Source organism: Sphingomonas sp. TREG-RG-20F-R18-01, from assembly GCF_022662475.1.
Taxonomy (GTDB): domain Bacteria; phylum Pseudomonadota; class Alphaproteobacteria; order Sphingomonadales; family Sphingomonadaceae; genus Sphingomonas.
On the sequence record NZ_JAKNQQ010000002.1, the window covers coordinates 800236 to 822798 of the forward strand.

At 68.1% G+C, this 22563-nt stretch carries 21 protein-coding genes; 7 read left to right on the forward strand and 14 right to left on the reverse strand.

Annotated features, from left to right (window positions below):
• The first annotated feature begins 48 nt into the window (after positions 1-48).
• From bchZ to L8K25_RS09420, 7 genes are all read left to right on the forward strand, one after another.
• Entirely contained in the window at positions 49-1494 is a 1446-nt protein-coding gene (bchZ, locus tag L8K25_RS09390) for a chlorophyllide a reductase subunit Z (protein ID WP_242138597.1), read from the forward strand.
• Between the two features lie 124 nt (positions 1495-1618).
• Positions 1619-1780: a light-harvesting antenna LH1, beta subunit gene (pufB, locus tag L8K25_RS09395; RefSeq protein ID WP_242138598.1), complete on the forward strand. Its 162-nt coding sequence runs from the start codon at positions 1619-1621 to the stop codon at positions 1778-1780.
• Positions 1781-1810: 30 nt separating this feature from the next.
• The gene (gene pufA, locus L8K25_RS09400; RefSeq protein WP_242138599.1) at positions 1811-1993 is read left to right on the forward strand and encodes a light-harvesting antenna LH1, alpha subunit; all 183 of its coding nucleotides are present in this window, start codon (positions 1811-1813) and stop codon (positions 1991-1993) included.
• 117 nt (positions 1994-2110) lie between these two features.
• On the forward strand, positions 2111-2950 hold the full coding sequence (pufL, locus tag L8K25_RS09405) for a photosynthetic reaction center subunit L (protein WP_242138600.1): 840 nt from the start codon (positions 2111-2113) through the stop codon (positions 2948-2950).
• Between the two features lie 13 nt (positions 2951-2963).
• On the forward strand, positions 2964-3938 hold the full coding sequence (pufM, locus tag L8K25_RS09410; RefSeq protein WP_242138601.1) for a photosynthetic reaction center subunit M: 975 nt from the start codon (positions 2964-2966) through the stop codon (positions 3936-3938).
• Positions 3935-5032, forward strand: a complete 1098-nt coding sequence (gene pufC, locus L8K25_RS09415; RefSeq protein ID WP_242138602.1) for a photosynthetic reaction center cytochrome PufC — start codon at positions 3935-3937, stop codon at positions 5030-5032. The genes pufM and pufC overlap by 4 nt, the downstream gene beginning before the upstream one ends.
• 60 nt (positions 5033-5092) lie before the next feature.
• Positions 5093-6352 (forward strand): DUF3422 domain-containing protein, encoded by a 1260-nt coding sequence (locus tag L8K25_RS09420; RefSeq protein WP_242138603.1) that lies wholly within the window; start codon positions 5093-5095, stop codon positions 6350-6352.
• Between the two features lie 192 nt (positions 6353-6544).
• Here the strand turns inward: L8K25_RS09420 and hemA are convergent, their stop codons facing one another.
• From hemA to bchF, 14 genes are all read right to left on the reverse strand, one after another.
• Positions 6545-7765, reverse strand: coding sequence for a 5-aminolevulinate synthase (hemA, locus tag L8K25_RS09425; RefSeq protein WP_242138604.1), 1221 nt, complete (start codon positions 7763-7765; stop codon positions 6545-6547).
• Entirely contained in the window at positions 7762-8562 is an 801-nt protein-coding gene (gene puhE / locus L8K25_RS09430) for a putative photosynthetic complex assembly protein PuhE (protein WP_242138605.1), read from the reverse strand. Before puhE ends, hemA begins: the two co-directional genes overlap by 4 nt.
• Complete coding sequence (gene acsF / locus L8K25_RS09435) at positions 8559-9620, reverse strand: magnesium-protoporphyrin IX monomethyl ester (oxidative) cyclase (RefSeq protein WP_242138606.1); 1062 nt, start codon at positions 9618-9620, stop codon at positions 8559-8561. The genes puhE and acsF overlap by 4 nt, the downstream gene beginning before the upstream one ends.
• Entirely contained in the window at positions 9617-9913 is a 297-nt protein-coding gene (locus L8K25_RS09440; RefSeq protein ID WP_242138607.1) for a hypothetical protein, read from the reverse strand. Before L8K25_RS09440 ends, acsF begins: the two co-directional genes overlap by 4 nt.
• A complete protein-coding gene (gene puhC, locus L8K25_RS09445) occupies positions 9910-10404 on the reverse strand; it encodes a photosynthetic complex assembly protein PuhC (RefSeq protein ID WP_242138608.1) in 495 nt (164 codons plus the stop codon). Before puhC ends, L8K25_RS09440 begins: the two co-directional genes overlap by 4 nt.
• Entirely contained in the window at positions 10401-11051 is a 651-nt protein-coding gene (gene puhB / locus L8K25_RS09450) for a photosynthetic complex putative assembly protein PuhB (RefSeq protein WP_242138609.1), read from the reverse strand. The genes puhC and puhB overlap by 4 nt, the downstream gene beginning before the upstream one ends.
• A complete protein-coding gene (puhA, locus tag L8K25_RS09455; RefSeq protein ID WP_242138610.1) occupies positions 11048-11833 on the reverse strand; it encodes a photosynthetic reaction center subunit H in 786 nt (261 codons plus the stop codon). The genes puhB and puhA overlap by 4 nt, the downstream gene beginning before the upstream one ends.
• Before the next feature lie 17 nt (positions 11834-11850).
• Positions 11851-13350: a BCD family MFS transporter gene (locus L8K25_RS09460; protein WP_242138611.1), complete on the reverse strand. Its 1500-nt coding sequence runs from the start codon at positions 13348-13350 to the stop codon at positions 11851-11853.
• On the reverse strand, positions 13347-14030 hold the full coding sequence (gene bchM, locus L8K25_RS09465) for a magnesium protoporphyrin IX methyltransferase (protein WP_242138612.1): 684 nt from the start codon (positions 14028-14030) through the stop codon (positions 13347-13349). The genes L8K25_RS09460 and bchM overlap by 4 nt, the downstream gene beginning before the upstream one ends.
• 169 nt (positions 14031-14199) lie before the next feature.
• Complete coding sequence (gene bchL / locus L8K25_RS09470; RefSeq protein ID WP_242138613.1) at positions 14200-15090, reverse strand: ferredoxin:protochlorophyllide reductase (ATP-dependent) iron-sulfur ATP-binding protein; 891 nt, start codon at positions 15088-15090, stop codon at positions 14200-14202.
• A gap of 11 nt (positions 15091-15101) precedes the next feature.
• Entirely contained in the window at positions 15102-18806 is a 3705-nt protein-coding gene (locus L8K25_RS09475) for a magnesium chelatase subunit H (RefSeq protein ID WP_242138614.1), read from the reverse strand.
• Complete coding sequence (bchB, locus tag L8K25_RS09480; RefSeq protein ID WP_242138615.1) at positions 18796-20550, reverse strand: ferredoxin:protochlorophyllide reductase (ATP-dependent) subunit B; 1755 nt, start codon at positions 20548-20550, stop codon at positions 18796-18798. The genes L8K25_RS09475 and bchB overlap by 11 nt, the downstream gene beginning before the upstream one ends.
• A gap of 115 nt (positions 20551-20665) precedes the next feature.
• Positions 20666-21964, reverse strand: coding sequence for a ferredoxin:protochlorophyllide reductase (ATP-dependent) subunit N (locus L8K25_RS09485; protein ID WP_242138616.1), 1299 nt, complete (start codon positions 21962-21964; stop codon positions 20666-20668).
• A complete protein-coding gene (gene bchF, locus L8K25_RS09490) occupies positions 21961-22509 on the reverse strand; it encodes a 2-vinyl bacteriochlorophyllide hydratase (RefSeq protein ID WP_242138617.1) in 549 nt (182 codons plus the stop codon). Before bchF ends, L8K25_RS09485 begins: the two co-directional genes overlap by 4 nt.
• Between the last annotated feature and the right edge of the window lie 54 nt (positions 22510-22563).

A 22563-nucleotide genomic window follows, 5' to 3' on the forward strand; every position in this document is an offset into this window, starting at 1 on the left:
GCTGAAACGAGTTCAGCATGACGGAGCATTTGGGGGGGAGGTCACGCCATGACCCTCATCCTCGATCACGACCGCGCCGGCGGTTACTGGGGCGCGGTCTACGCTTTCACTGCGATCAAGGGCCTGCAGGTCATCATCGACGGCCCGGTCGGCTGCGAGAACCTCCCCGTCACGTCGGTGCTGCACTATACCGACGCGCTCCCGCCGCACGAACTCCCGATCGTCGTGACCGGGCTCGGCGAGCAGGAACTCGGCCGCGACGGGACCGAAGGCGCGATGAAGCGCGCCTGGGCGACGCTCGACCCGGATCTCCCCGCGGTCGTGGTGACGGGCTCGATCGCCGAGATGATAGGCGGCGGCGTCACGCCCGAGGGCACCGATATCCAGCGCTTCCTGCCGCGCACGATCGACGAGGACCAGTGGCAGTCGGGCGACCGCGCGCTGACGTGGCTGTGGACTCAGTTCGGCCCGAAGAAAGTTTCCGCGATCAAGCCGCCAAAACCCGGCGAGCGCCCGCGCGTCAACATCATCGGCCCGATGTACGGCAGCTTCAACATGCCCTCCGATCTCGCCGAGATCCGCCGCCTGATCGAGGGGATCGGGGCCGAGGTCGGGATGGTTTTCCCGCTCGGCAGCCACCTCGCTGACGTCCGCAAGCTCGCCGACGCACAGGCCAATGTCTGCCTCTACCGCGAATTCGGGCGCGGGCTGTGCGAGATGCTCGAGCGTCCGTATCTCCAGGCGCCGATCGGGCTGGAAAGCACCACGCTCTTCCTCCGCAAGCTTGGCGAGCTGCTCGGGCTCGACCCCGAGCCGTTCATCGAACGCGAGAAGCACACGACGATCAAGCCTTTGTGGGACCTGTGGCGCTCGGTCACGCAGGATTTCTTCGGCACCGCGAGCTTCGGCATCGTCGCGACCGAAACCTATGCGCGCGGCATCCGCAATTTCCTCGAGACCGACATGGGGCTCCCCTGCCACTTCGCGTTCGCACGCACGGCCGGGGTCAAGCCCGACAATCAGGCGGTGCTCGATGCGATCCGCGGCAATCCGCCGCTGATCGTGTTCGGCAGTTTTAACGAGCGCATGTACATGGCCGAGACCGGCGCGCGCGGCGTCTATATCCCCGCGAGCTTCCCCGGCGCGGTGATCCGGCGGCATACCGGCACGCCGTTCATGGGCTATGCCGGCGCGACCTACCTGATCCAGGAAGTGTGCAACGCGCTGTTCGACGCGCTTTTCCACATCCTCCCGCTGGCAGGACAGCTCGACCAGGTCGAGGCGACCCCCGCGCGGATCGAGCGCGACGTCGCGTGGGACGACGACGCCAAGTCCGCGCTCGACGCGGTGGTCGAGCGGGAGCCCGTGCTGGTCCGCATCTCGGCCGCCAAGCGGATCCGCGACGCGGCCGAACGCGGCGCGCGCCGCGCGGGCGAGGCCTCTGTCAGCGCACGTCGGCTCGCCGATGCAATCAGCGAAAGCCGCGGCGGGTGACCCCGCGCGCGCCCGATCTTTCCGCACCCGCGCGGACACCCGATCCTCACGGCGCGACGCCGCGCGGATGTAGCCGGGGAGCGCATCCCACGCTCCTGTTGGTCGTCACGATGGAGACCGAGCAATGAGCGACAAGAGAGACGAAAGATTTGGGCCAGGAACCTATCTGACCCCCGAGGAGGCCAAGGAGTTCCACAAGATCTTCATGACCAGCTTCGCCCTGTTCACCGCGATCGCGATCGTCGCGCACATCCTGGTGTGGATGTGGAAGCCGTGGATTCATTGATCGCCCGACCTTGAAGAGGAGACCCACGTCATGTGGAGAATTTGGCTGATATTCGATCCGCGACGCACGCTCGTCGCGCTGTTCGCGTTCCTGTTCGTGCTGGCCTTGTTGATTCACTTCATCCTGCTCAGCACGGATCGGTACAATTGGCTCGACGGCCCGCGCCATGCGCCCGTCGCGGCCAGCGCGGCGGCGGCACCGCCCGCCCAGTGACAGGCGTATCCTTGGTGCGACGGGGACGCGACAGCCGTTCCCCGTCGCCCTCAAGGCAGGAGATCGTGCACCCGCGATAAGGCCGCATGCGACCTTCGTCGGGAGGAGGGAGTCGTCATGGCGTTGCTGAGTTTCGAACGGAAATACCGCGTGCGCGGTGGCACGCTGCTTGGCGGGGATCTTTTCGATTTCTGGGTCGGTCCGTTTTACGTCGGCTTTTTCGGAGTCACGACCGCCCTGTTCTCGGCGCTCGGCACCGGCCTGATCGTCTATGCCGCGTCGCTCGGACCGACCTGGAACATCTGGCTGATCAGCATCGCGCCGCCCGACCTGTCCTATGGCCTGTCGCTTGCGCCGCTGCGCGAAGGTGGGTTCTGGCAGATCATCACCATCTGCGCGGTCGGGGCGTTCGTGTCCTGGGCGCTGCGCGAGGTCGAGATCTGCCGCAAGCTCGGGATCGGCTATCACGTGCCCGTAGCATTCGGGGTGGCGATCTTCGCCTATGTCTCGCTGGTGGTGATCCGCCCGTGGCTGCTCGGCGCGTGGGGCTTCGGCTTTCCGTACGGGATTTTCAGCCATCTCGATTGGGTGTCGAACACCGGCTACCAATATCTCCATTTCCATTACAATCCCGCGCACATGCTCGCGGTGAGCTTCTTCTTCACCACGACGCTCGCGCTTGCCTTGCACGGCGGGCTGGTGCTCTCGGCGGTCAATCCCGCGAAGAACCCGGACGGGACGCAGGGCGAGGTCAAGTCGCCCGAATATGAGGACGCCTTCTTCCGCGACACGATCGGCTATTCGATCGGAACGCTCGGCATCCACCGGCTCGGGCTGTTCCTCGCGCTGAGTGCGGGGTTCTGGAGCGCGATCTGCATCATCATTTCAGGCCCGCTGTGGACACGCGGCTGGCCCGAATGGTGGAGCTGGTGGCTCAACCTGCCGATCTGGTCGTGAAGGGGGAAAGACGATGGCACGCTATCAGAACATCTTCACCCAGGTGCAGCTGCGCGCCGCACCCGAGATGGGGCCGCTGCTCGGGCCGTATGAATTCCCGCGGCTCGGCCAGCCCGGCTTCTCCTACTGGATGGGCAAGATCGGCAATGCGCAGATCGGGCCGATCTACCTTGGCGGGCTCGGCATCCTGTCGCTGATGTTCGGTTTTCTCGCGTTCGAGGTGGTCGGGCTCAACATGTGGGCGTCGGTCGGCTGGGATCCGATCCAGTTTGCGCGGCAATTGCCGTGGCTCGCGCTCGAACCGCCGGGGCCGGAATATGGCTTCCAGCTGTTCGTGCCGCTGGCGCATGGCGGCTGGTGGCAGATCGCGGGGTTCAGCATGACGACGTCGGTGCTGCTGTGGTGGGCGCGGACCTATCGGCGCGCGCGCGCGCTGGGGATGGGGACGCATGTCTCCTGGGCGTTTCTCAGCGCGATCTGGCTGATGGTGGTGCTGGGCTTCCTTCGCCCGATGCTGATGGGCAGCTGGGCCGAGGCGGTGCCGTTCGGGATCTTCCCGCACCTCGACTGGACCGCGGCGTTCTCGATCCGCTACGGCAATTTGTTCTACAATCCGTTCCACTGCCTTTCGATCGTGTTCCTCTACGGATCGACCCTGCTGTTCGCGATGCACGGCGCGACGATCCTCGCGGTCGGGCGCTACGGCGGCGAACGCGAGATCGAGCATATCACCGATCGCGGCACGGCGGCCGAGCGCGCCGCCTTGTTCTGGCGCTGGACCATGGGGTTCAACGCGACGTACGAATCGATCCATCGCTGGGCCTGGTGGTTCGCGGTGCTGACCACGCTGACTGGCGGGATCGGGATCCTGCTGACCGGGACCGTCGTCGACAACTGGTATCTCTGGGCGATCCAGCACGGCTATGCGCCGGCCTATCCCGGCTCGGGCGTCGTCGATCCCGCCACGCTACGGGGAGCAGCACAATGAGCGGCTTCGACAGGATCATCGGCACGGCCGGGCTGATCGCGGCGGTCGTCGTGCTCGGCGGGTGCGAACTGGGGCATAAGGACACGCAACAAACCGGGTTTCGCGGCGCGGGGATGGCGCAGATCGTCGATCCCGATCACGTCGCCAAACTCTCGGCGATCCCGCCGCCACCCTATCCGCTTCCCGACGACAGCGGGCCGCGCGCGCGGGAAACCTATCAGAATGTGCGCGTGCTGGGCAATGTCTCGACCGAGCGGTTCAACCATCTGATGGCGGCGATGAGCCAATGGGTCGCGCCGCCCGCGCAGGGGTGCAATTACTGCCACAACCCCAACAACATGGCCTCGGACGAGAAATACACCAAGGTCGTTGCGCGGCGGATGTTGCAGATGACGCGGACGATCAACGGCACATGGTCCAGCCACGTCAAGGCGACCGGCGTCACCTGCTACACCTGCCATCGCGGCAATGCGGTGCCGACGTACAAATGGGCGATCGCCGAGGGCGTCGCCGATCCCGATACGATCGTGCGCAACAAGCATGGGCAGAACAGCCCCAACGCCGCGGTCGGCTATGCCTCGCTGCCCTATGACCCGTTCCAGACCTATCTCAACGGCACCGCGCAGATCCGGGTCGCGGCGAGCAGCGAATATCCGTCGCCCGACCACGTGGTTTCGGTCAAGCAGGCGGAACAGACCTATGGCCTGATGATGCACATGAGCACCGCGCTCGGCGTGAATTGCACCTATTGCCACAACAGCCAGTCGTTCCGCTCGTGGAGCCTCAGCCGGCCGCAGCGTGCGACCGCCTATTACGGCATTCGCATGGTGCGCGACGCCAATGCACACTACATCACGTCGCTGACCGCGGTGTTCCCCGCCTATCGCAAGGGGCCGCACGGCGATCCGTACAAGATCAACTGCCAGACGTGTCATCAGGGCCAGTCGAAGCCGCTCGGCGGCTATTCGATGCTGGCGCTCAACCCGACGCTGAAGGGGCCACCGGTGCCGACCGCGCCGCCCGAGGGCGGCGCGGCGGGGGCGGCGGTCCCGGCGGTCCTTGCCAACCCGCAGGCGATGACGCGGCGGCAATGACCGATTGAGGCTATCTGATGCGCTTTGGCGCGCGCATAGGCGCCAGGAAGGAGGCAGCGCATGGATCGTCTGAGTCTGCGCAGCCATCCGCTGCGTGCGTCATTGTCGGAAGAGATGCACGTTCGGCGGCTGCCACGCTTTGCCGCGCCGTGCCGGTTGATGCAGATCGTGACGGTGCTGGGCGAAGAGGGTGCCGCCAGCGCAGGGGTGCATTTCGATGCGATCGGCGCGCGCGTGGGCGTCGGTCTGGCGCCGTCCGCCAAATATGCCGTGGTCGACCTCGACGGCATGAAACTGGTGCTTGAGCGGCACACCGAATTCGCGAGTTACACCTTCATCCGCGAAGGGGCGTTCGACCAGCCCTTCTCCCCCGACGTGTTCGATCCCGTCGCGGCGGACATTCTCGAGGGGATGCCGGGGGACGTGATCCGCGCGACGCAGATCGCGGTCTATCCGCCCGGCACCGATCCGCCGGCGGAAGATACGCTCGACACGCTGTTCGTGCCCGAGGCGCTGATCCTGTGCGACGTCAGCGACGGCAAGGCGCGGGTGATGTCCGATTTCCGGCTCAACCCCGATGGCTTCGGACGCCTTCTGCTGTTCGACCAGGGGCTGCTCCGCGACGAACCCGCGCAACTCGTCCTGCGGCTGCAGGAACTCGGCAATTATCGCAACATGGCGTTGCTCGGCCTGCCGCTCGCGCAACGGCTGACCCCGGACGTGTCGCGGCTCGAGGCGCGGCTGGCGACACTCACCGCGGCGGTGTCCGAACGCGTCTCGCAGGACGACAGCCTGCTCGACGAGCTGACCTATCTCTCGGCCGAACTCGCGCGGTTGCTCGCCGAAACGCGCTACCGGATGAGCGCGACGCGCGCTTATGCACAGCTCAGTCTCGACCGGCTCGAGACGCTCGGGATCGGGCGGATCCCGGGGTATCAGACGCTCGCCGATTTCACCGAACGGCGGCTGACCCCGGCGGTACGGACCTGCGACAGTTTCTCCGCGCGGCTCGCCGATCTGTCGCAGCGGGCAGCCTGGACCAGCGAGCTGCTCCGCACGCGGATCGACATTGCGCTCGCGAAGCAGAATCGCGACCTGCTGGCGTCGATGAACACGCGCACGCACCTGCAATTGCGGTTGCAGCAGACGGTCGAGGGGCTGTCCGTCGTGGCGATCAGTTATTATGCGGTCGCGCTGATCGGATACCTCGCCGCGCCGGCCCATGCGTGGAAGGAATGGGTGATGGTCGCCGCGGTGCCGCTGGTGTTCGGGGGCGCATGGCTGTTCGCACGGCGGTTGCGGCGCGGCCTGGAGGAATAGGAGGCATCCCCGTCACCCCGGCGAAGGCCGGGGCCGCCATGTTTCCGCGCGAGACCGGCGATACAGCACTCCCTCGAGCCGCCGCCCCCGATCGTTTCGAGCACAGTCGAGAAACCCGGCACACGTCCGGTGACAGGGTTCTCGACTAGGCTCGAACCGAAGGGGGGTGGCAACCCTAACCGGCAGCCAGCATCACGCGGCCAGCGCGCGCCGCGCGAGCGCGCATTGCGACCAGATTTCCGACAGCGCGCTGACCAGCCGGTCGACGTCGCCATCCGAATGGACCGGCGAGGGCGTCAGCCGCAACCGCTCGGTCCCGACCGGGACCGTTGGATAGTTGATCGGCTGGACATAGATGCCGTGATGCTCGAGCAGCCAGTCGCTGATCATCTTGCACTTGTGCGCATCGCCGACCATCACCGGGATGATGTGGCTCGGGTTGTCGATCGTCGGGATGCCGATCGCATCGAGCCGCCGCCGCACCTGCGCCACCCGTGCCTGGTGCTGCGCCCGCTCCATACCGCTGTGCTTGAGATGCCGGATGCTCGCGGTGGCGCCGGCGGCGAGTGCCGGCGGCAAGGCGGTGGTGAAGATGAACCCGCTGGCAAAGCTGCGGATGAAATCGCACAGGGCGGCGGAGGCGGCGATATAGCCCCCCATCACCCCGAACGCCTTGCCCAGCGTCCCCTCGATCACGGTGATGCGGTCCATCAGCCCGCGTTCCTCAGCGACCCCGCCGCCACGCGGGCCATACAGCCCGACGCCGTGGACCTCGTCGAGATAGGACATGGCGCCGTGCCGTTCGCACACGTCGAGGATCTCGGCGATCGGCGCGATGTCGCCGTCCATCGAATAGACGCTTTCGAACGCGACCAGCTTGGGACGATCCGCCGGGATCTCGGATAGCCGCCGGTCCAGGTCGGCCGGGTCGTTATGCGCGAAGCGGATGCACTGGGCGCGGCTGTGGCGGATCCCCTCGATCATCGAGGCATGGTTGAGCTCGTCGGACAGCACCACGCAGTTCGGCAAGCGCGCGGCGAGCGTGCCCAGCGCCGCCCAGTTCGAGACATAGCCCGAGGTGAACAGCAGCGCCGCCGCCTTTCCGTGGAGATCGGCGAGTTCGGCCTCGAGCAGCACATGCGCATGCGTCGTCCCCGAGATGTTGCGCGTCCCGCCGGCGCCCGCCCCGCAGGCGTCGAGCGTCGCATGCATCGCGGCGAGCACCTTCGGGTGCTGCCCCATGCCGAGATAATCGTTCGAGCACCAGACGGTGACCTCGTCGACCTTGCCCTCGGTATGATGCCTGGCGCGCGGGAACTGGCCGGCCTTGCGTTCGAGTTCGGCAAAGGTGCGATAGCGCCCGTCTTCCTTCAGTGTATCGAGCTGAACCTGAAAGAATGCCTCGTAATTCATCGCATACCCTCCCGCGCCTGGTCGTTGCCTGCGGCTTCTGCCGCTTTGGTGTTGGCTGACGCCCAATGCCACATCTTGGCATCGCGCAGCGGCAGCACAAGAAAAAGATGCTCGACCATGCCAAGGGCGGAGAGACCGGCCAGCAAGGTCGCGGTGACCGCGCGCCCGCTTTGCGCGGGCACGGCTTCCGCGATGCTCCACGCCCAGCACGCAAGCGCCGCCGACCCCAGGATCGACGCGGGGAGCAGCGGGTTGCCCGCGCGCACGCGGAAGTAGCTCTTGAGATAGGCCAGATGCGCCGGAAACACTTCGTCGCTGAGGTTGGGCACGCCGAGATACAGGTTGAACTTGGCGCTCAGCCGCAGCGCGAACAGCAGCAGGAAGGTCAGCGGCGCGGCCTGGTTGGGTTGCCCCCAGGTCAGCGCGACCAGCAACAGCGCGGTCGCCGCGATCGCCAGTTCGTGGTGGATCACCGTCGCGGTCGCGAGGCGGAGCCGCGTCCAGCCGGTCGCGCCGGGCGGGCAGGGCAGGCGGTTCGGCCCCGCGACGAACCCCATCAGGAACCCCATTTCGTGCCAGCCCCAGATCACGATCGCCGCCGCAAAGCCGATATAGGCGCCGCTCCACCCGCGCTCGCCCGAACTCCACCAGACCGCGCCCGTCGCAAGGATCGCGCTGACCCCCGCCAGGGTGAAGCTCGTGCGGAACGTCGCGCGCGGGCGGCTGTCGAGCCACACCACCGCCGCCGTCCCGATGAACCACATGACCAGCGCGAACAGGAGCGGCGGGACGGTCACCAGGCCGGGACCAGCCGGGCCGAGGCGGGGAGCGCGTTGCGCTCGACCGGCGTTAGGTACAGCCGCGCGAACGCCACCCCCGCCGCGCCGATCAGGGCGATCCGCTTGATCCCGCCGATCACGCCGCCCCGCGCCTTGGCCGCATCGATCCCGGCCGCGATCCGGCGCATCCGCTCGAGCCCGGCGCGGAACCGCGGAGAATCGGTGTCCAGCACGATCGGGAAAACCTGCCGCGTGATCTGCGAACAGACGCGGAAGACGCGCTGGTCATAATCGTCGGGCTCGATCCCGAGCGCGGCGTGGAACGCGGGGCGGTTATGGTCGCGCACGTACATCGTCGCATAGACCGCGACGAGGAAGAAGCGGATCCACCAGACGTTGTGGCCGCGCAGGAGCTTCGGATCGGTCCGCATCAGCATGGCGAACGCCTCGCCGTGGCGGAACTCGTCGCTGCACCATTCCTCGAACCAGTTGAAGATCGGGTGGAAGCGCCACTGCGGATGCTGCGCCAGATGGCGGAAGATCGTGATGTAGCGGGCATAGCCGATCTTCTCCGACAGATAGGTCGCGTAGAAGATGAACTTCGGCCGGAAATAGGTGTAGCGCTTGGTCCGCGTGAGGAAGGCGAGGTTCACGCCGATCCCGGCGTCCTTGAGCGTATCGTTGATGAAGCCCGCATGCCGGCTCTCGTCGCGACTCATCAGCTTGAACAGCGCCTTGATGTCGGGGTTCTGCGCGCGCTTCTGGATCTCGGCGTAGAGGATGCAGCCGGAGAATTCGGCGGTGAGCGAACTCACCAGAAAATCGATGAATTCCTCGCGCAACCCTTCCGGCAGGCTTTCGATCACCCCGTCGAACGCATCGGTGCGGCGGAAGTGGCGGCGGTTGGGGTCGGCGGTCATCTCCGCGATCAGCTGGTCCCATTCGGCGCGCACCGGCGAGACGTCGATCCGGTCCAGCGCCGCAAAGTCGGTGGTGTAGAAGCGCGGCGACAACACGGTGTCCTGTCGTGCGATCCGCAGCGTGTCGGCGGGCACGATCGGGGTGACGGCATTCATGACAGTCTCCGATCCGAAAAGCTGACTTCGTAGAGTTCGGTCATCTCGAAATGACCGCAGAGCCTGGTCCACAGCCGCTCGATCGGGCCGGCGCGCTCGACCGTGGCGGTGCGCTCGAACACGCGCGAGTCGCCGAACGCGACCTCGATCGGATCGCCATGGACGCGCACCCGGTCGCCGGGGTTGATCGCGATGCCGCCGGCCAGTTCGACATGCGCGCGCAGGAAGGCGTCGCTATGCTCGATGTCGATCCGGCACGGCGTGTCGAAGCGGGTGCGGCGGAACAGCGTCATCGTGCGGCCTCCGGGTTGTCGAGCAGCGCTGCGAAGGCTGCGCGGTTGGTGGTGCCGAAGGCGTTGAGCTCGATCGACCGCCCGGTCGCGGTGTCGGTCAGCGTCAGATCGCCGTCGCGCCATTCGGTCAGCGTGAAGGGTGGTCCCCCACCGATCCCGTGCAACCGCCGTTCGCGCGCCAGCCCGCGCATCACCCCGCGAATGAAACCGGTCTTCTGCCCCGGCACGATCTCCGACGCGGTGCGGCCCGTGCCGATATCCTCGATCCGCACCCCGCGGTCGGCTTCGTCGACGAAACGCAAGGTGCGCGACCGGATCGGCGCGATGTGGTCGGCGCTGCGCAGCAACACGGGCGATGCGGCGGGCGGGACATGCGCGATCCGCATTCCTGCGGTGAGCGTGAAGGCGAAGCCTACCAGAACGCCGGCGAGGATCAGCGCGCCGCGCGGCAGCTGTTCGGCCTGCGGCTGTAGGGCGTGGTTCGGAATCATGCTGCCACCGCCTGCCCGAACGCGGGTTCGGGCGTTGCGACGACCGCGGGTTGCGTCACCGTGCCCTGCGGATGCACCGCCAGGCAGGCGCGCCCGATCAGCGTTGCGACGCGCTCGGCGTCGGGTACCGCGCGGAGCATCGGCTCGGGGGTCGCGAGCCGCCAGGGGCGGGCGTGCGGCCAGAGTGCGATATACCCGAGCTTGCGCACACTGGTGAGCGCCAGCGGCAGGTCGCCCGATCCGTCGGGATGCAGCGCCAGCCCGACGCTGCCGATCAGCGGCAGCGGCAGGTTGATGCATTTCGAGAAAGCGATGCCGACGCGAAACACGATCCGCCGGTTGGTCAGCGTATAGAGCGTCGTCCGCGCCGCCCCCCAGGCGAGCGCATGCAGCAGCCCGACCGCGAGCAGCCCGAACGCCGCGGTCAGCGCGACGCCCGCAAGATCGCCGATCGCACGGATCCCGTGCGCAAGCGCCGCGCCGAGCGCCCAGCCGGCGAGCAGCACGAAATAGCCCGTCACGATCCGCGTGTGGAACGCGGTCCGCGCCAGCACCCGCCAGCCGGGCGCGCCCTGCCACAGGATCCGCTCGCCCTCGGGCAGCAGCCCGGGCAAACCCGGGATCGGTTCATGATCATGCTCGGTCACAGATAGGGCTCCTGCCGATCGGGCGTGGCGTAGAGGTAGCCGCCGCCGAAATAGCCGAGCACGCGATCTTCCTCGTACAGCGTGATCCGGTCGGTCGCCCCGATCCGCGGCGCATCGGCGAATTGCGCGGCGGTGATCGCGTCGCACACCACGACGCCGCGCCGGCGATCGATACGCGTCATCATCATCGGCACGAGCACCGCGCCGCCCCCCGCTGCGCCACCCGTTTCCAGATCGACCGCGAGGTAGCGGATCAGCCGGTCCGCACGGTCGATCCACAGCTCGGATACCACCCCGGAGACACCACCGTCGCAGCCCAGCATCGGCATCCCGCGCGGATCGGGGTCGCGCCGCTCGATCTGGAAATCGAGCGCCACACCCATCGGGACGATCCGCGGATGCCCCTCCATGTCGATATCGGGGTGGTGCGCACGCTGCGCGTAAGCCGCCGGGCCGATCCCGTCGACGAGCGGGTTGCCGGTCGGCGCATAGGGCGCGCCGGCGAAGCGGTCGGTGAAGCGCGCCGCGATCTCGACCGGCTCGCGGCCCTTCGTCGGGGTCGTCACGGTGCCGCGATCGAACGACAGCCGGAAGGTCTTGGGGAGGGCGGTCAGGAAGAAGCCGCCTTCGGATTCGAGCCGTCCGGTGACCTCATGCTCGAGCGGATAGCCCTCGCGCCGGTCTTCGCGGCGCAGGTAGATCACCAGGCAGAGGAAGAACAAGACGAAGGCGTAGAATACCACCATCGCCACATCGATGCCGGGGGTGAGGGTCGGATGCATGGTCGGTCTCCTCCTGATCAGGCCGGAAAGTCTGCAAGGCCGAAGCGATCCTGGCCGAAGCGAATGCGGGTCGGGTCGGTAGCGGGGCGCACGAGCGGGCCGAGCACGACCAGCACGGCAAACAGCAGCACGATCTCCAGCGCGTAGACGAAGCCGTAGCCCGTCGCCGGATCAGCGAGCGTCGGGCCCAGCGCTTGCGCGCGCGCCGCCGCCGAAACCCCGTCGCGGAGGATCGCGCCGATCGCGATCGCCAGCCCCGCCGACGTCGCCTGCACCGCGCCCCATGCGCCGAGCGCGAGGCCGGTACGCCCGTCGAGATCCTCGCCGTCCGAAATCGCCATCGCCGCGGTCAGCGTGCCGACCGAGAACAGCCCGCCGCCAAACCCGATGACCGTCGCGCCGATCGCGAGCAGCGCGGTCGCGTGCAAGGGGGCCGCGAAGATCACGCACAGGAACGCGGCGATCCCCGCCACCCCGCCGAACCCGGCAAGCCGGTGCGGCTCCGCCCCGGTACCGAGCGCGCGCGCGGCCAGCGCGAATCCCGACAGCATCCCGATCGCCCAGAGCGCGGTCAGCGACGTCGTCGCGCCGACCGACAGCCCCAGGATCTGCCCGCCATAGGGTTCGAGCAGCACGTCCTGCATCGAGAAGGCGGCAGCACCGAGTCCCGTCGCGACCAGCAGCCGCAGCGTTCGTGGCCGTGCGATGAAGATCGCCCAGATCTCACGGAAGGCCGCGGGTGTTTGCGTGCCCTGCGTCCCCGCGCGCCGGCGCGGCTCCTGTTTCCACATGGCCGTGACGTTGAGCACCACCGTCAACACTGCCGCGCCCTGCACGATCTGGACGAGATGCGTCGGTGTGAAGTGATCGAGCAGCCGCCCGATCACGATCGCGCTGACCATCATGCCGAGCAGCAACATGACGTAGAGCAGCGCGACCACCCGCGGGCGGCTGTCGGGCGGCGCGAGGTCGGTCGCGAGCGCGAGGCCGGCGGTCTGCGTCGTGTGCATGCCCGCACCGACCATCAGGAAGGCGAGCCCCGCGCCGATCTCGCCAACGATCGCCGGTCCATGGCCGAGCCCGGTCATCACCAGCAGCGCGAACGGCAGCAGCGCGAATCCGCCGAACTGCAGGAGCGTTCCGAACCAGATGTACGGCACTCTCTTCCACCCGAGCAGCGACTGGTGATGATCCGACTTGAACCCGATCAGCGCGCGCAGCGGCGCGAAGACCAGCGGCAGGGACACCATCGCCGCGACCGCCCAGCTCGCCATGCCGAGCTCGACGATCATCACGCGGTTGAGCGTTCCCGTCAGCAGCACTGCCGCCATCCCGACCGAGACCTGGAACAGCGACAGCCGCAATAACCGTCCGAGCGGAAGCTCGGCGGTCGCCGCATCCGCGAACGGCAGGAAGCGCGTGCCGAGCCGGTTCCAGAATGCCCCGCTGCTGAGCGTGCCGACCCGTACCGGGCGCCGCCGCAGCGTGGCCTTGAGCGCGGTCAGGTCGCGCCTCATGGCAGCACCTCGAGCGCGTGGCTGGTATAGAAGCTCGCCGAGACGCGCCGGTCGCGTCCGATCCGTGCGTCGGGAAGCGCGGTCCTTATCAGCGTGCGGAGCCGCGCGTCGCGCACCGGCAGGATCGCGGGCGAGCGATCGCTGCGTGGGAACAGCCGCCCCATGCCGAGCATCGCCAGCAACAGCGGCGTCTGCGGCGCGAAGGTGAGGAGGATCGATCCGTGTGTGCGCGCCGCCAGGCGTTGCACCACGGTGACGATGTCGCGGGCGGGATAATGGATCAGCGAGTCCATCGCGACGACATGATCGAACGGTCCCAGCGCAGGGTCGAGCAGGTCGCCGACGCGCCAGTCGATCGCGAGCGTGGAGGGTGCGCGGTCGCGCGCGATCTGCACGAGGCTCCCCGCGACGTCGATCGCGACGACCTCCGCGCCGCGTTCCGCCGCCGCGACCGCGAGTGCGCCGGTGCCGCAGCCCGCGTCGAGCAGTCGGAGACCGGTCATGTCGTGCGGGAGCCAGGACAGCAACGTGTCGCGCATTTCGGTCCGCCCCGCGCGGACGGTCGCGCGAATGCCGCTGACGGGCGCGTCCGAGGTGAGCTGCTCCCACGCCTTCGCCGCGGTGCGGTCGAAATAGGTCTCTAGCGTGCCGCGGAAGCGATCGTAGGTCGCGGTTGTCATCGCGCGCGCCTCCTCAGACCGTCATTCCCAGCTCCGTACATTCCAAGTCCGTCATTCCCGCGAAGGCGGGAATCCATGAGGCGGGCGGCCCGCGGCGGTTTCCGCGGTTCGCGACTATGGATCCCCGCCTGCGCGGGGATGACGAAGGAGGGGTGGGCGCACCGCAGCATCATTCGAACCCCAGGAATTCGAAGATCTCGCGATCCTTCATCGGCTGCGCGTCGAGCGGTTCGCACCCCGCCCACATTTGCGCGGCGAGCCGTTTGTATTCGAGGCAGGCGGCATCGACCTCGGGCGTCGAGTCCATCTCGAACAGCGTGCACTTCTTGAGCCGCGAGCGCCGGATCGCGTCGAGATCGGGGAAATGCGCGAGTCGCTTGAGCCCCGTGGCCGCGTTGAACCGGTCGATCTCATCGGTCGCCGCCGAGCGGTTGGCGATCACGCCCGCCATCCGCACGTCGTAATTCTTCGCCTTCGCCTTGATGGCCGCGACGATCCGATTCATCGCGAAAATGCTGTCGAAGTCGTTCGCCGCGACCACCACCGCGCGCTCGGCATGTTGCAGCGGAGCCGCAAACCCGCCGCACACCACGTCGCCCAGCACGTCGAACAGTACGACATCGGTTTCCTCGAGCAGATGGTGCTGCTTGAGCAATTTGACCGTCTGCCCGACGACATAGCCGCCGCAGCCCGTGCCCGCGGGCGGCCCCCCCGCCTCGACGCACATGACGCCGTTGAAGCCCTCGAACATATAATCCTCGGGCCGCAGTTCCTCGGCATGGAATTCGACCGTCTCGAGCACGTCGATCACGGTCGGCATCAGTTTCTTGGTCAGCGTGAAGGTGCTGTCGTGCTTGGGGTCGCAGCCGATCTGCAACACGCGCTTGCCGAGCAGCGAGAAGGCGGCGGAGAGGTTGGAAGAGGTGGTCGACTTGCCGATTCCGCCCTTGCCGTAGACCGCGAACACCTTCGCGCTCCCGATCCGGTCGTTCGGGTCGAGCCCGACCTGCAGCGAGCCTTCGCCGTCGAGGCCGCGGATTGGTGGGTCGAGCAGGGCCATGCAAAATTCCTTCAAGCCGCCACCGCGACGATGCCCTCGAGGCGATCCTCGAGTTCATCGCTGGCGGCATGGAGTGCGGCGAGCGTCGCCGCGTCGGGGGACCAGTAATGCCGCTCGCTCGCCTCGATCAGGCGGTTGGCGACTCGCGCGGACGCCTTTGGATTGAGCGCGGCGATCCGTTCGCGCATCGCGGCGTCGAGCACATAGGTTTCGCTGATCCGCTGATAGACCCACGGATCGACTTCGCCGGTCGTCGCCGACCAGCCCATCGTCGTGGTGACGCTGCCCTCGATCTGGCGGACGCCCTCATAACCGTGGCGCAGCAGCCCCTCGGTCCACACCGGGTTGAGCACCCGCGTCCGCGTCTCGAGCGCGACCTGTTCCTGCAAGCTGCGGACCTTGCCGGTGCCTTGCGTCTGGTCGCCGATATAGACCGGGGCGGTTTGCCCGCCCTTGGCGCGCGTCACCGCGCGGCTGATCCCGCCGAGCGTATCGACATATTGGTCGATGCTGGTGATGCCGAGCTCGACGCTCTCGAGGTTCTGATAGGCGCAATCGACGGTCTGGAGCGCGGCCTTCAGGACCTCCGCCTGCCGCACCGGCGCACCCTTCACGCCGTACGCAAACCCCTTCTGCCGCTCGAAACTGTCCGCGAGTTCGTCGGGGTCGGTCCATGCGCCGGTGTCGATCATCAAATTGACGTTCGCGCCGTACGCGCCCTCGGCGTTCGAGAAGACGCGGAGCGCCGCGGTCTCGAGGTCGCAGCCGTGCGCGGCGGCGTGCGCACGCGCGTGCTTGCGGACGAAATTCCGCGCATCCGGCTCGTCCGCTTCCGCCGCAAGCAAGGCTGCCTGCGCCAGCATCCGCGTCTGGAGCGGCAACAGATCGCGGAATACCCCCGACAGCGTGACGACGACGTCGATCCGCGGCCGACCCAGGTCTTCGAGCGGGACAAGCTCCGCCCCCGCAAGCCGGTTATAGCTGTCGAACCGCGGCCGCGCGCCAAGCAGCGCGAGCGCCTGCGCGATCTGCGCGCCCTCGCTCTTGAGATTGTCGGTCCCCCACAAGACCATCGCGACCGTCTCGGGGAGGTGCCCCGAATCCGCGAGGCTGCGGTCGATCAGCCGCTGCGCCTGCGCCGCGCCGTCGCGCACCGCATAGGCCGAGGGGATGCGGAACGGGTCGAACCCGTGGATATTGCGCCCCGTCGGCAGAATCTCGGGGCTGCGCAGCAGATCCCCGCCGGTGACCGGGTGGATATACCGCCCGCCAAGCGCGGCGACGATCCCGTCGATCTCGCCATTGCTCGACAAGGCGCGGTCGAGCGCGGCCATGTCCTTCAACAGCGGCGTGTCGGGCGTGAGCGCGCCGTCGACCAGCGCAACGATCACGTCCTGCGCCAGCGTCTCCCCGCGCGCCTCGGAGGACGCCGCGATCATCGCGATCCGCTCCTCACGAGTCGCCGCCTCGCCTGCGACGTGGAGCCCCTGCGGAATGAGCTCGCGCTCGATTTCGTAAAGTCTGGCGGCGAGGTCCGCGATCCACGCATCCCCCTGCGCGGGAGCACCGCCAAGATCGAGCGCGTCCGCCTGATCGCGGATCAGCTCCGCCAGATCGCGCGCCTCGTCGCTCCCCGGTGCCGCCACGCGCCACCGCTCGACCGATGCCTTGAGCGCCGCAAGCCCCTTGTACACCCCCGCATTGGTCAGCGCGGGCGTCAGATACGACACCAGGGTCGCCCCCGACCGCCGCTTCGCGAGCACGCCTTCCGAGGGATTGTTCGCCGCATAGAGATAGATGTTGGGGAGATCGCCAATCAGCCGGTCGGGCCAGCACGAGGCGCTCAGCCCGCTCTGCTTGCCCGGCATGAACTCGAGGCTCCCGTGCGTCCCGAAATGCAGCACCGCATGCGCGCGGAAATCCTCGCGCAGCCAGCGGTAGAAGGCGGCGAACGCGTGAGTCGGCGCGAAGCGTCCCGCGAACAGCAGCCGCATCGGATCGCCCTCATACCCCAGCGCAGGTTGCAGCCCGACGAAGACATTGCCGAACTGCCGCCCGAGGATCTGCACCGACGTGCCGTCCGATTGCAGCTTGCCCGGCGCCGGACCCCAGCTCGCCTCGATCTCCGCGAGCCACGTCTCGCGCGCGACGATCGTATCCGCGCTCACCCGCGCATGGACGTTCGCCTCGGTCCCGAACCGCGCGGCATTGCCGCCGAGAATCGCCTCGCGCAGCGAATCGACATCGGCGGGGACGTCGACGCGATAGCCTTCGCGCGCCAGCCGCTGGAGCGTCGCGTGGAGCGAAGCGAACACGCTGAGGAATTGCGCGGTCCCGGCAGCACCCGCGTTGGGCGGGAAGTTGAACAGCACGATCCCGACGCGCTTCTCGGCATTCTCCGCGCGGCGCAGCGCGATCAGGCCCGCGATTCGCGCCGCGAGCATTTCCGCACGCTCGCTGCACGTCTGCATCGCGCGGACCTCGCTCGCGGGCGGGAAGACGCACCCCCGCGCGCAGCCCGTGCACGGCATGTCGGACCCGTCCGACCGCCCGCCGAACACCATCGGCACGGTCCCCCCGTCCAGCTCGGGGATCGCAATCATCATCGTCGATTCGAGCGGGAGCAGCCCCTGCCGGTTCGCGCCCCACGCCTGCAACGTCTGGAATTCGACCGGATGCGCGGCGATATACGGCCGGTCGAGCGTCGCGAGGATCGTCTCGGCGGCAGCCGCATCGTTATACGCCGGCCCGCCGACCAGGCTGAACCCGGTGAGGTTGACCACGGCATCCACCGTCGCGACCCCGTCGCGCATAAACAGCGCCTCGATCGCGGGGCGCCCGTCGAGCCCGCCCGCAAACGCCGGGATCACGTCGAACCCGCGCGCCTCGATCGCCGCGATCACCCCGTCATAATGGCCCGCGTCGTTCGCGAGCACATAGGAGCGCAGCATCAGCAGCCCGACCGTCCCCTTCGCTCCGCGACGGCGCGGAAGCTCGGTTGCGGTGGTGGCGATCCGGTCGCGCAGCGCGGGGTGATAGATCCCGACCTCGGGGTAGGCGCGCGGCGCATGCGGCTTCATCGTGCCGCGCAGGCCGAGGCGCGGCCCGGCGGCATAGCGATCGATCAACGCGCGGACCATGTCGACGACATTGTCGTCCGACGCGGCGAGCCAATATTGCATGGTGAGGAAATAGGCGCGGACGTCCTGCGCGGTGCCCGGCACGAACCGGAGCAATTTGGGCAGCCGTCGCAGCATCGCCATCTGCTTGGCGCCGCCGCTCGCGCCGGGCTTGGGCGATCCGCGCAGTTTCTTGAGCAGCGCGAGCATCCCGCCGCTCGGCTTGTCCATGCGATAGTCGCCCATCCGCGTGAGCCTGACCACCTCGCCCGCGGACATCAGCCCGACGATCGCGTCGCAGTCGTCGCGCCGCGCCTGGAGCTGCGGGAGGACCGCGCGGATATGATCCTCTAGGAACAGCATCGTCACGAGGATGACGTCGCCGCGCGCGATGTCTTCGCGCGCTGCGGCGAGGCTGGCGGGGTTCTCCTCCCAGTCGGCGGCGGCGTGGAAGCCGATCGTGACGCCCGGGTTTTCGCGCGCGAGTCGTACCTGCGCGCGCTGCACCGCGCCCGACAGATGGTTGTCGAGCGTGACGATCACGACGCGGACGGCAGAGGTGCCGCGCGGGGCGGGCAGGGGTGCGCTAGCGGGCATAATGCGCCTTTGCGTCATAGAGCGTGTCGAGCGTGATCGCGGCGATGCCGTGCTCCGTGGCATAGCGTTCGGTGTTGCGCCGCGCCTTGCCGCGCACGAAAAACGGGATCTTCAGCAGCTCGCGCTCGGCTTCGGGCGACCATCCCTCCTGTTCCTCCCCCGCGTCAGCGGGGGAGGGGGACCGCTCGGCTTCTTCAGCCGAGTGGTGGAGGGGGCGGGCGCTCGGCGAAACAACCGCGGTTGCTCCCCCTCCACCGTTCGCTGAATGCTCACGGTCCCCCTCCCCCGGTTCCCGGGGGAGGATCGGGGAGGCGCCATGCCCCAGGTGGCTCGCCCCGGCATGGTCCGAAAACTCGAAATCGTCGCGGAACATCGTCAGCAGATGTTCCTCCAGCCCCATCACCAGTGGATGCACCCAGGTGTCGAACAGCACGTTCGCGCCCTCGAACCCCATTTGCGGGCTGTAGCGCGCGGGGAAATCCTGGACATGGACCGGCGCCGAGATCACCGCGCACGGGATCCGCAGCCGCTTGGCGATGTGCCGCTCCATCTGCGTGCCGAGCACCAGCTCGGGCTGGAGCCGCGCGATCGCATCCTCGACCGCGAGATAATCGTCGGTAATCAGCGGCTCGAGCCCGTACACCAAAGCGGCAGTGCGGATCTCGCGGGCGAATTCGCGATTGTAGCAGCCGAGCCCGACCACCTCGAACCCGAACTCGTCGCGCGCCACCCGCGCAGCGGCGACCGCGTGCGTGGCATCACCGAAGATGAAGACGCGCTTGCCGGTCAAATAGGTCGAGTCGACCGACTGGCTCCACCACGGCAGCCGCGACGTATCGAGCGCGGCGGCGGGGTCGACCCCGGCGAGTGCCGCGACCTCGGCGATGAAGTCGCGCGTCGCGCCGTGCCCGATCGGGACGGTGCGGACGGTCTTCTGCCCATAGGTCCGCTCGAGCCAGCGGCACGCGGTGTCGGCGATCTCGGGATAGAGGCTGATGTTGAAATCGGCGTCGGGCAGCCGCGCCAGATCAGCGGGGGTCGCGCCCAAGGGGGCGACGACGTTGATCCCGATCCCGAGCGTTTCGAGCAGTCGGGTGATCTCGACGACATCGTCGCGGTGGCGGAAGCCCAGCGCGGTCGGGCCGAGGATGTTGGCCTTTTTGCGCACGGGACGGCTCCCCCCCGGCGAAGGCCGGGGCCCATTGGCGAAGGTCGATGTTGGCGCGGACAGGACTTCGTTACCACCGTCCCGCGATTGGGCCCCGGCCTTCGCCGGGGGGGTGGCAACGGTACCGGCGGGAGCGCCCGAACACATCGCCCGCACCAATTGATAGAAGGTCTCCGCCGCGCCCCAATTCTCCTTGCGCTGATAGCTCGGCAGCTCGAGCGCGATCACCGGGATCGGCAGCCGCAACGCCGACGCCAGCCCCGCCGGATCGTCCTGGATCAGTTCCGCGGTGCACGACGCCCCCACCAGCAGCGCCTGCGGTGCGAACCGGTCGACCGCGTCGCGCACCGCGGTCTGGAACAAGGCGGCGGTATCCTTGCCGAGATCGCGCGCCTGGAAGGTCGTGTAGGTCACCGGCGGGCGCTTGCCGCGGCGTTCGATCATCGTGAACAACAGGTCGGCGTAGGTATCGCCCTGCGGCGCATGGAGCACGTAATGCACCCCCTCCATCGCGGTCGCGATCCGCATCGCGCCGACATGCGGCGGCCCTTCATAGGTCCAGACGGTCAGCTGCATGACGCCCCCGCTCCTGTCACCCCGGCGAAGGCCGGGAGCGCCACGCCGCCGCGCGCAACGCGGGTCGTCCGAAGCAACAGGGCGGCCGCGGCCTCCGCCGGGGTGACGGGGGCGCTCATACCCGCAGCACGTCGCGCCGTCGCAGCGGTCGCGCGAACAGGTCGGCAAGGTCGCCTGCCTGGTCGAAGCCATGGATCGGCGAGAACACCAGCTCGATCGCCCATTTGGTCGTCAGCCCCTCGGCTTCGAGCGGGTTGGCGAGCCCCAGTCCGCAAACGGTGAGATCGGGCCGCGCCGCGCGGACGCGGTCGAGCTGGCGGTCGACGTCCTGACCCTCGCTGATCACGGTGTCTGCTGGGAGCAGCGCGAGCTCCTGCGCCAGATGCGCCCGGTGGAGATAGGGCGTCCCGACTTCGAGCGGCACCATCCCCAGTTCCTGCGCGAGGAAGCGCGCGAGTGGCACCTCTAGCTGCGAATCGGGCAGGAAGAAGATGCGTTTTCCAGTCAGCCTGTCGCGCGCATGCGCGATTGCCCGCTTGGCGCGCTCGCGGCCGGGCGCGATCACCGATCGGAAATGCATTTCGTCGATGCCGAACGCGACCGCAGCGGCGTGCAGCCAGTTGCTGGTGCCTTCCGCCCCGAATGGAAACAATGCGTCGAGGCGGATCGCGCCGCGATCTTCGAGCGCCCGCGCGGTGTCGCCCAGGAACGGCTGTGCCAGCAAGAAGCGCGTGTTGGGACCAACGGGCGGCATCGCGGCCGCACGCCGGGCCGGAAAGCTGCGGACCTGGGCGATGCCGAGCTGCGCGAACAGCCGGAGGAACTGGTCCTCGACCACGTCCGGCAGCGCACCCACGATCAGCAATTCGGGGGCGGCATCCGGCGACGTCGCGGCAAGCTCGGGCACCAGCGTGGCCAGGCAGGCATCCTCGCCCTCGGTGAACGTCGTCTCGATCCCGCTGCCGGAATAGTTGAGCACCCGAGTCGACGCGCCGTGTTTCGCCGACAACCGCTGCGCCGCGCGCGACAGGTCGAGCTTGATCACCTCGGACGGGCAGGAGCCGACCAGGAACAGCAGCTTGATGTCGGGGCGGCGTGCGAGCAGCCGGTCGACCACGCGGTCCAGCTCCGCCGTGCAATCCGCCATGCCGGCCAGATCGCGTTCCTCGATGATCGCCGTCGCGAACCGGGGTTCGGCGAACACCATGACCCCCGCCGCGGATTGCAGCAGATGCGCGCAGGTCCGCGAGCCCACCACGAGAAAGAACGCGTCCTGCACCTTGCGGTGCAGCCAGATGATTCCGGTGAGCCCGCAGAACACCTCGCGCTGGCCGCGCTCGCGCAGGATCAGCGCGCGCGCCGGCGGGGCGCAGTCCGATGCGACCTCGCGCGGCAGGGGGATTGCGGGGCTCATGCCGTGGCCGCCCGGTATCCGGCCGCACCGGCGGCGTCCTGCAGTCGGGCCGCGCGCAGCTTGAGCAGGAACTGCGTGGCGTTGACCGCATAGGTCGCATAGGCGGCGAGCGCGAGGAGCATGCGGCCACGCTCCGTCCCCAGCCCGCCGATCAGCAGGGCGAGATACAAGGTGTGGAGCGCGAGCACGAGGAAGCTGAAGACGTCCTCCCAGAAGAACGCGTCCGCGAACAGCCAGCGATCGAACACGACCTTTTCCCAGATCGAGCCCGTGACCATGATCGTATAGAGCGCGATCGTCTTGACGACGATGGAAACGGTCGCCGCGAACGCGCCCTCGCCCGTGACGAGGTACCGCAGCACGAGCGCCACGCTGACCAGGAAGATGGCGAACTGCAGCGGTGCGAGCACACCCTGGATCAGGGTCCAGACGCTCGCGTCACGGCGCCGTTTCTGGTCCGGCGTGTACAAGGGTGTGTACGGCGGGGTGTGCGACCGCGTGTAGGGCGCGGCTGCGGTCGATCGCAGCGCTTTGCGCGTATGCATCGGATGGCTTGACCGCATGGCTTCGCTCCGCCCCTCTCCCCGCAATTAGAAAAC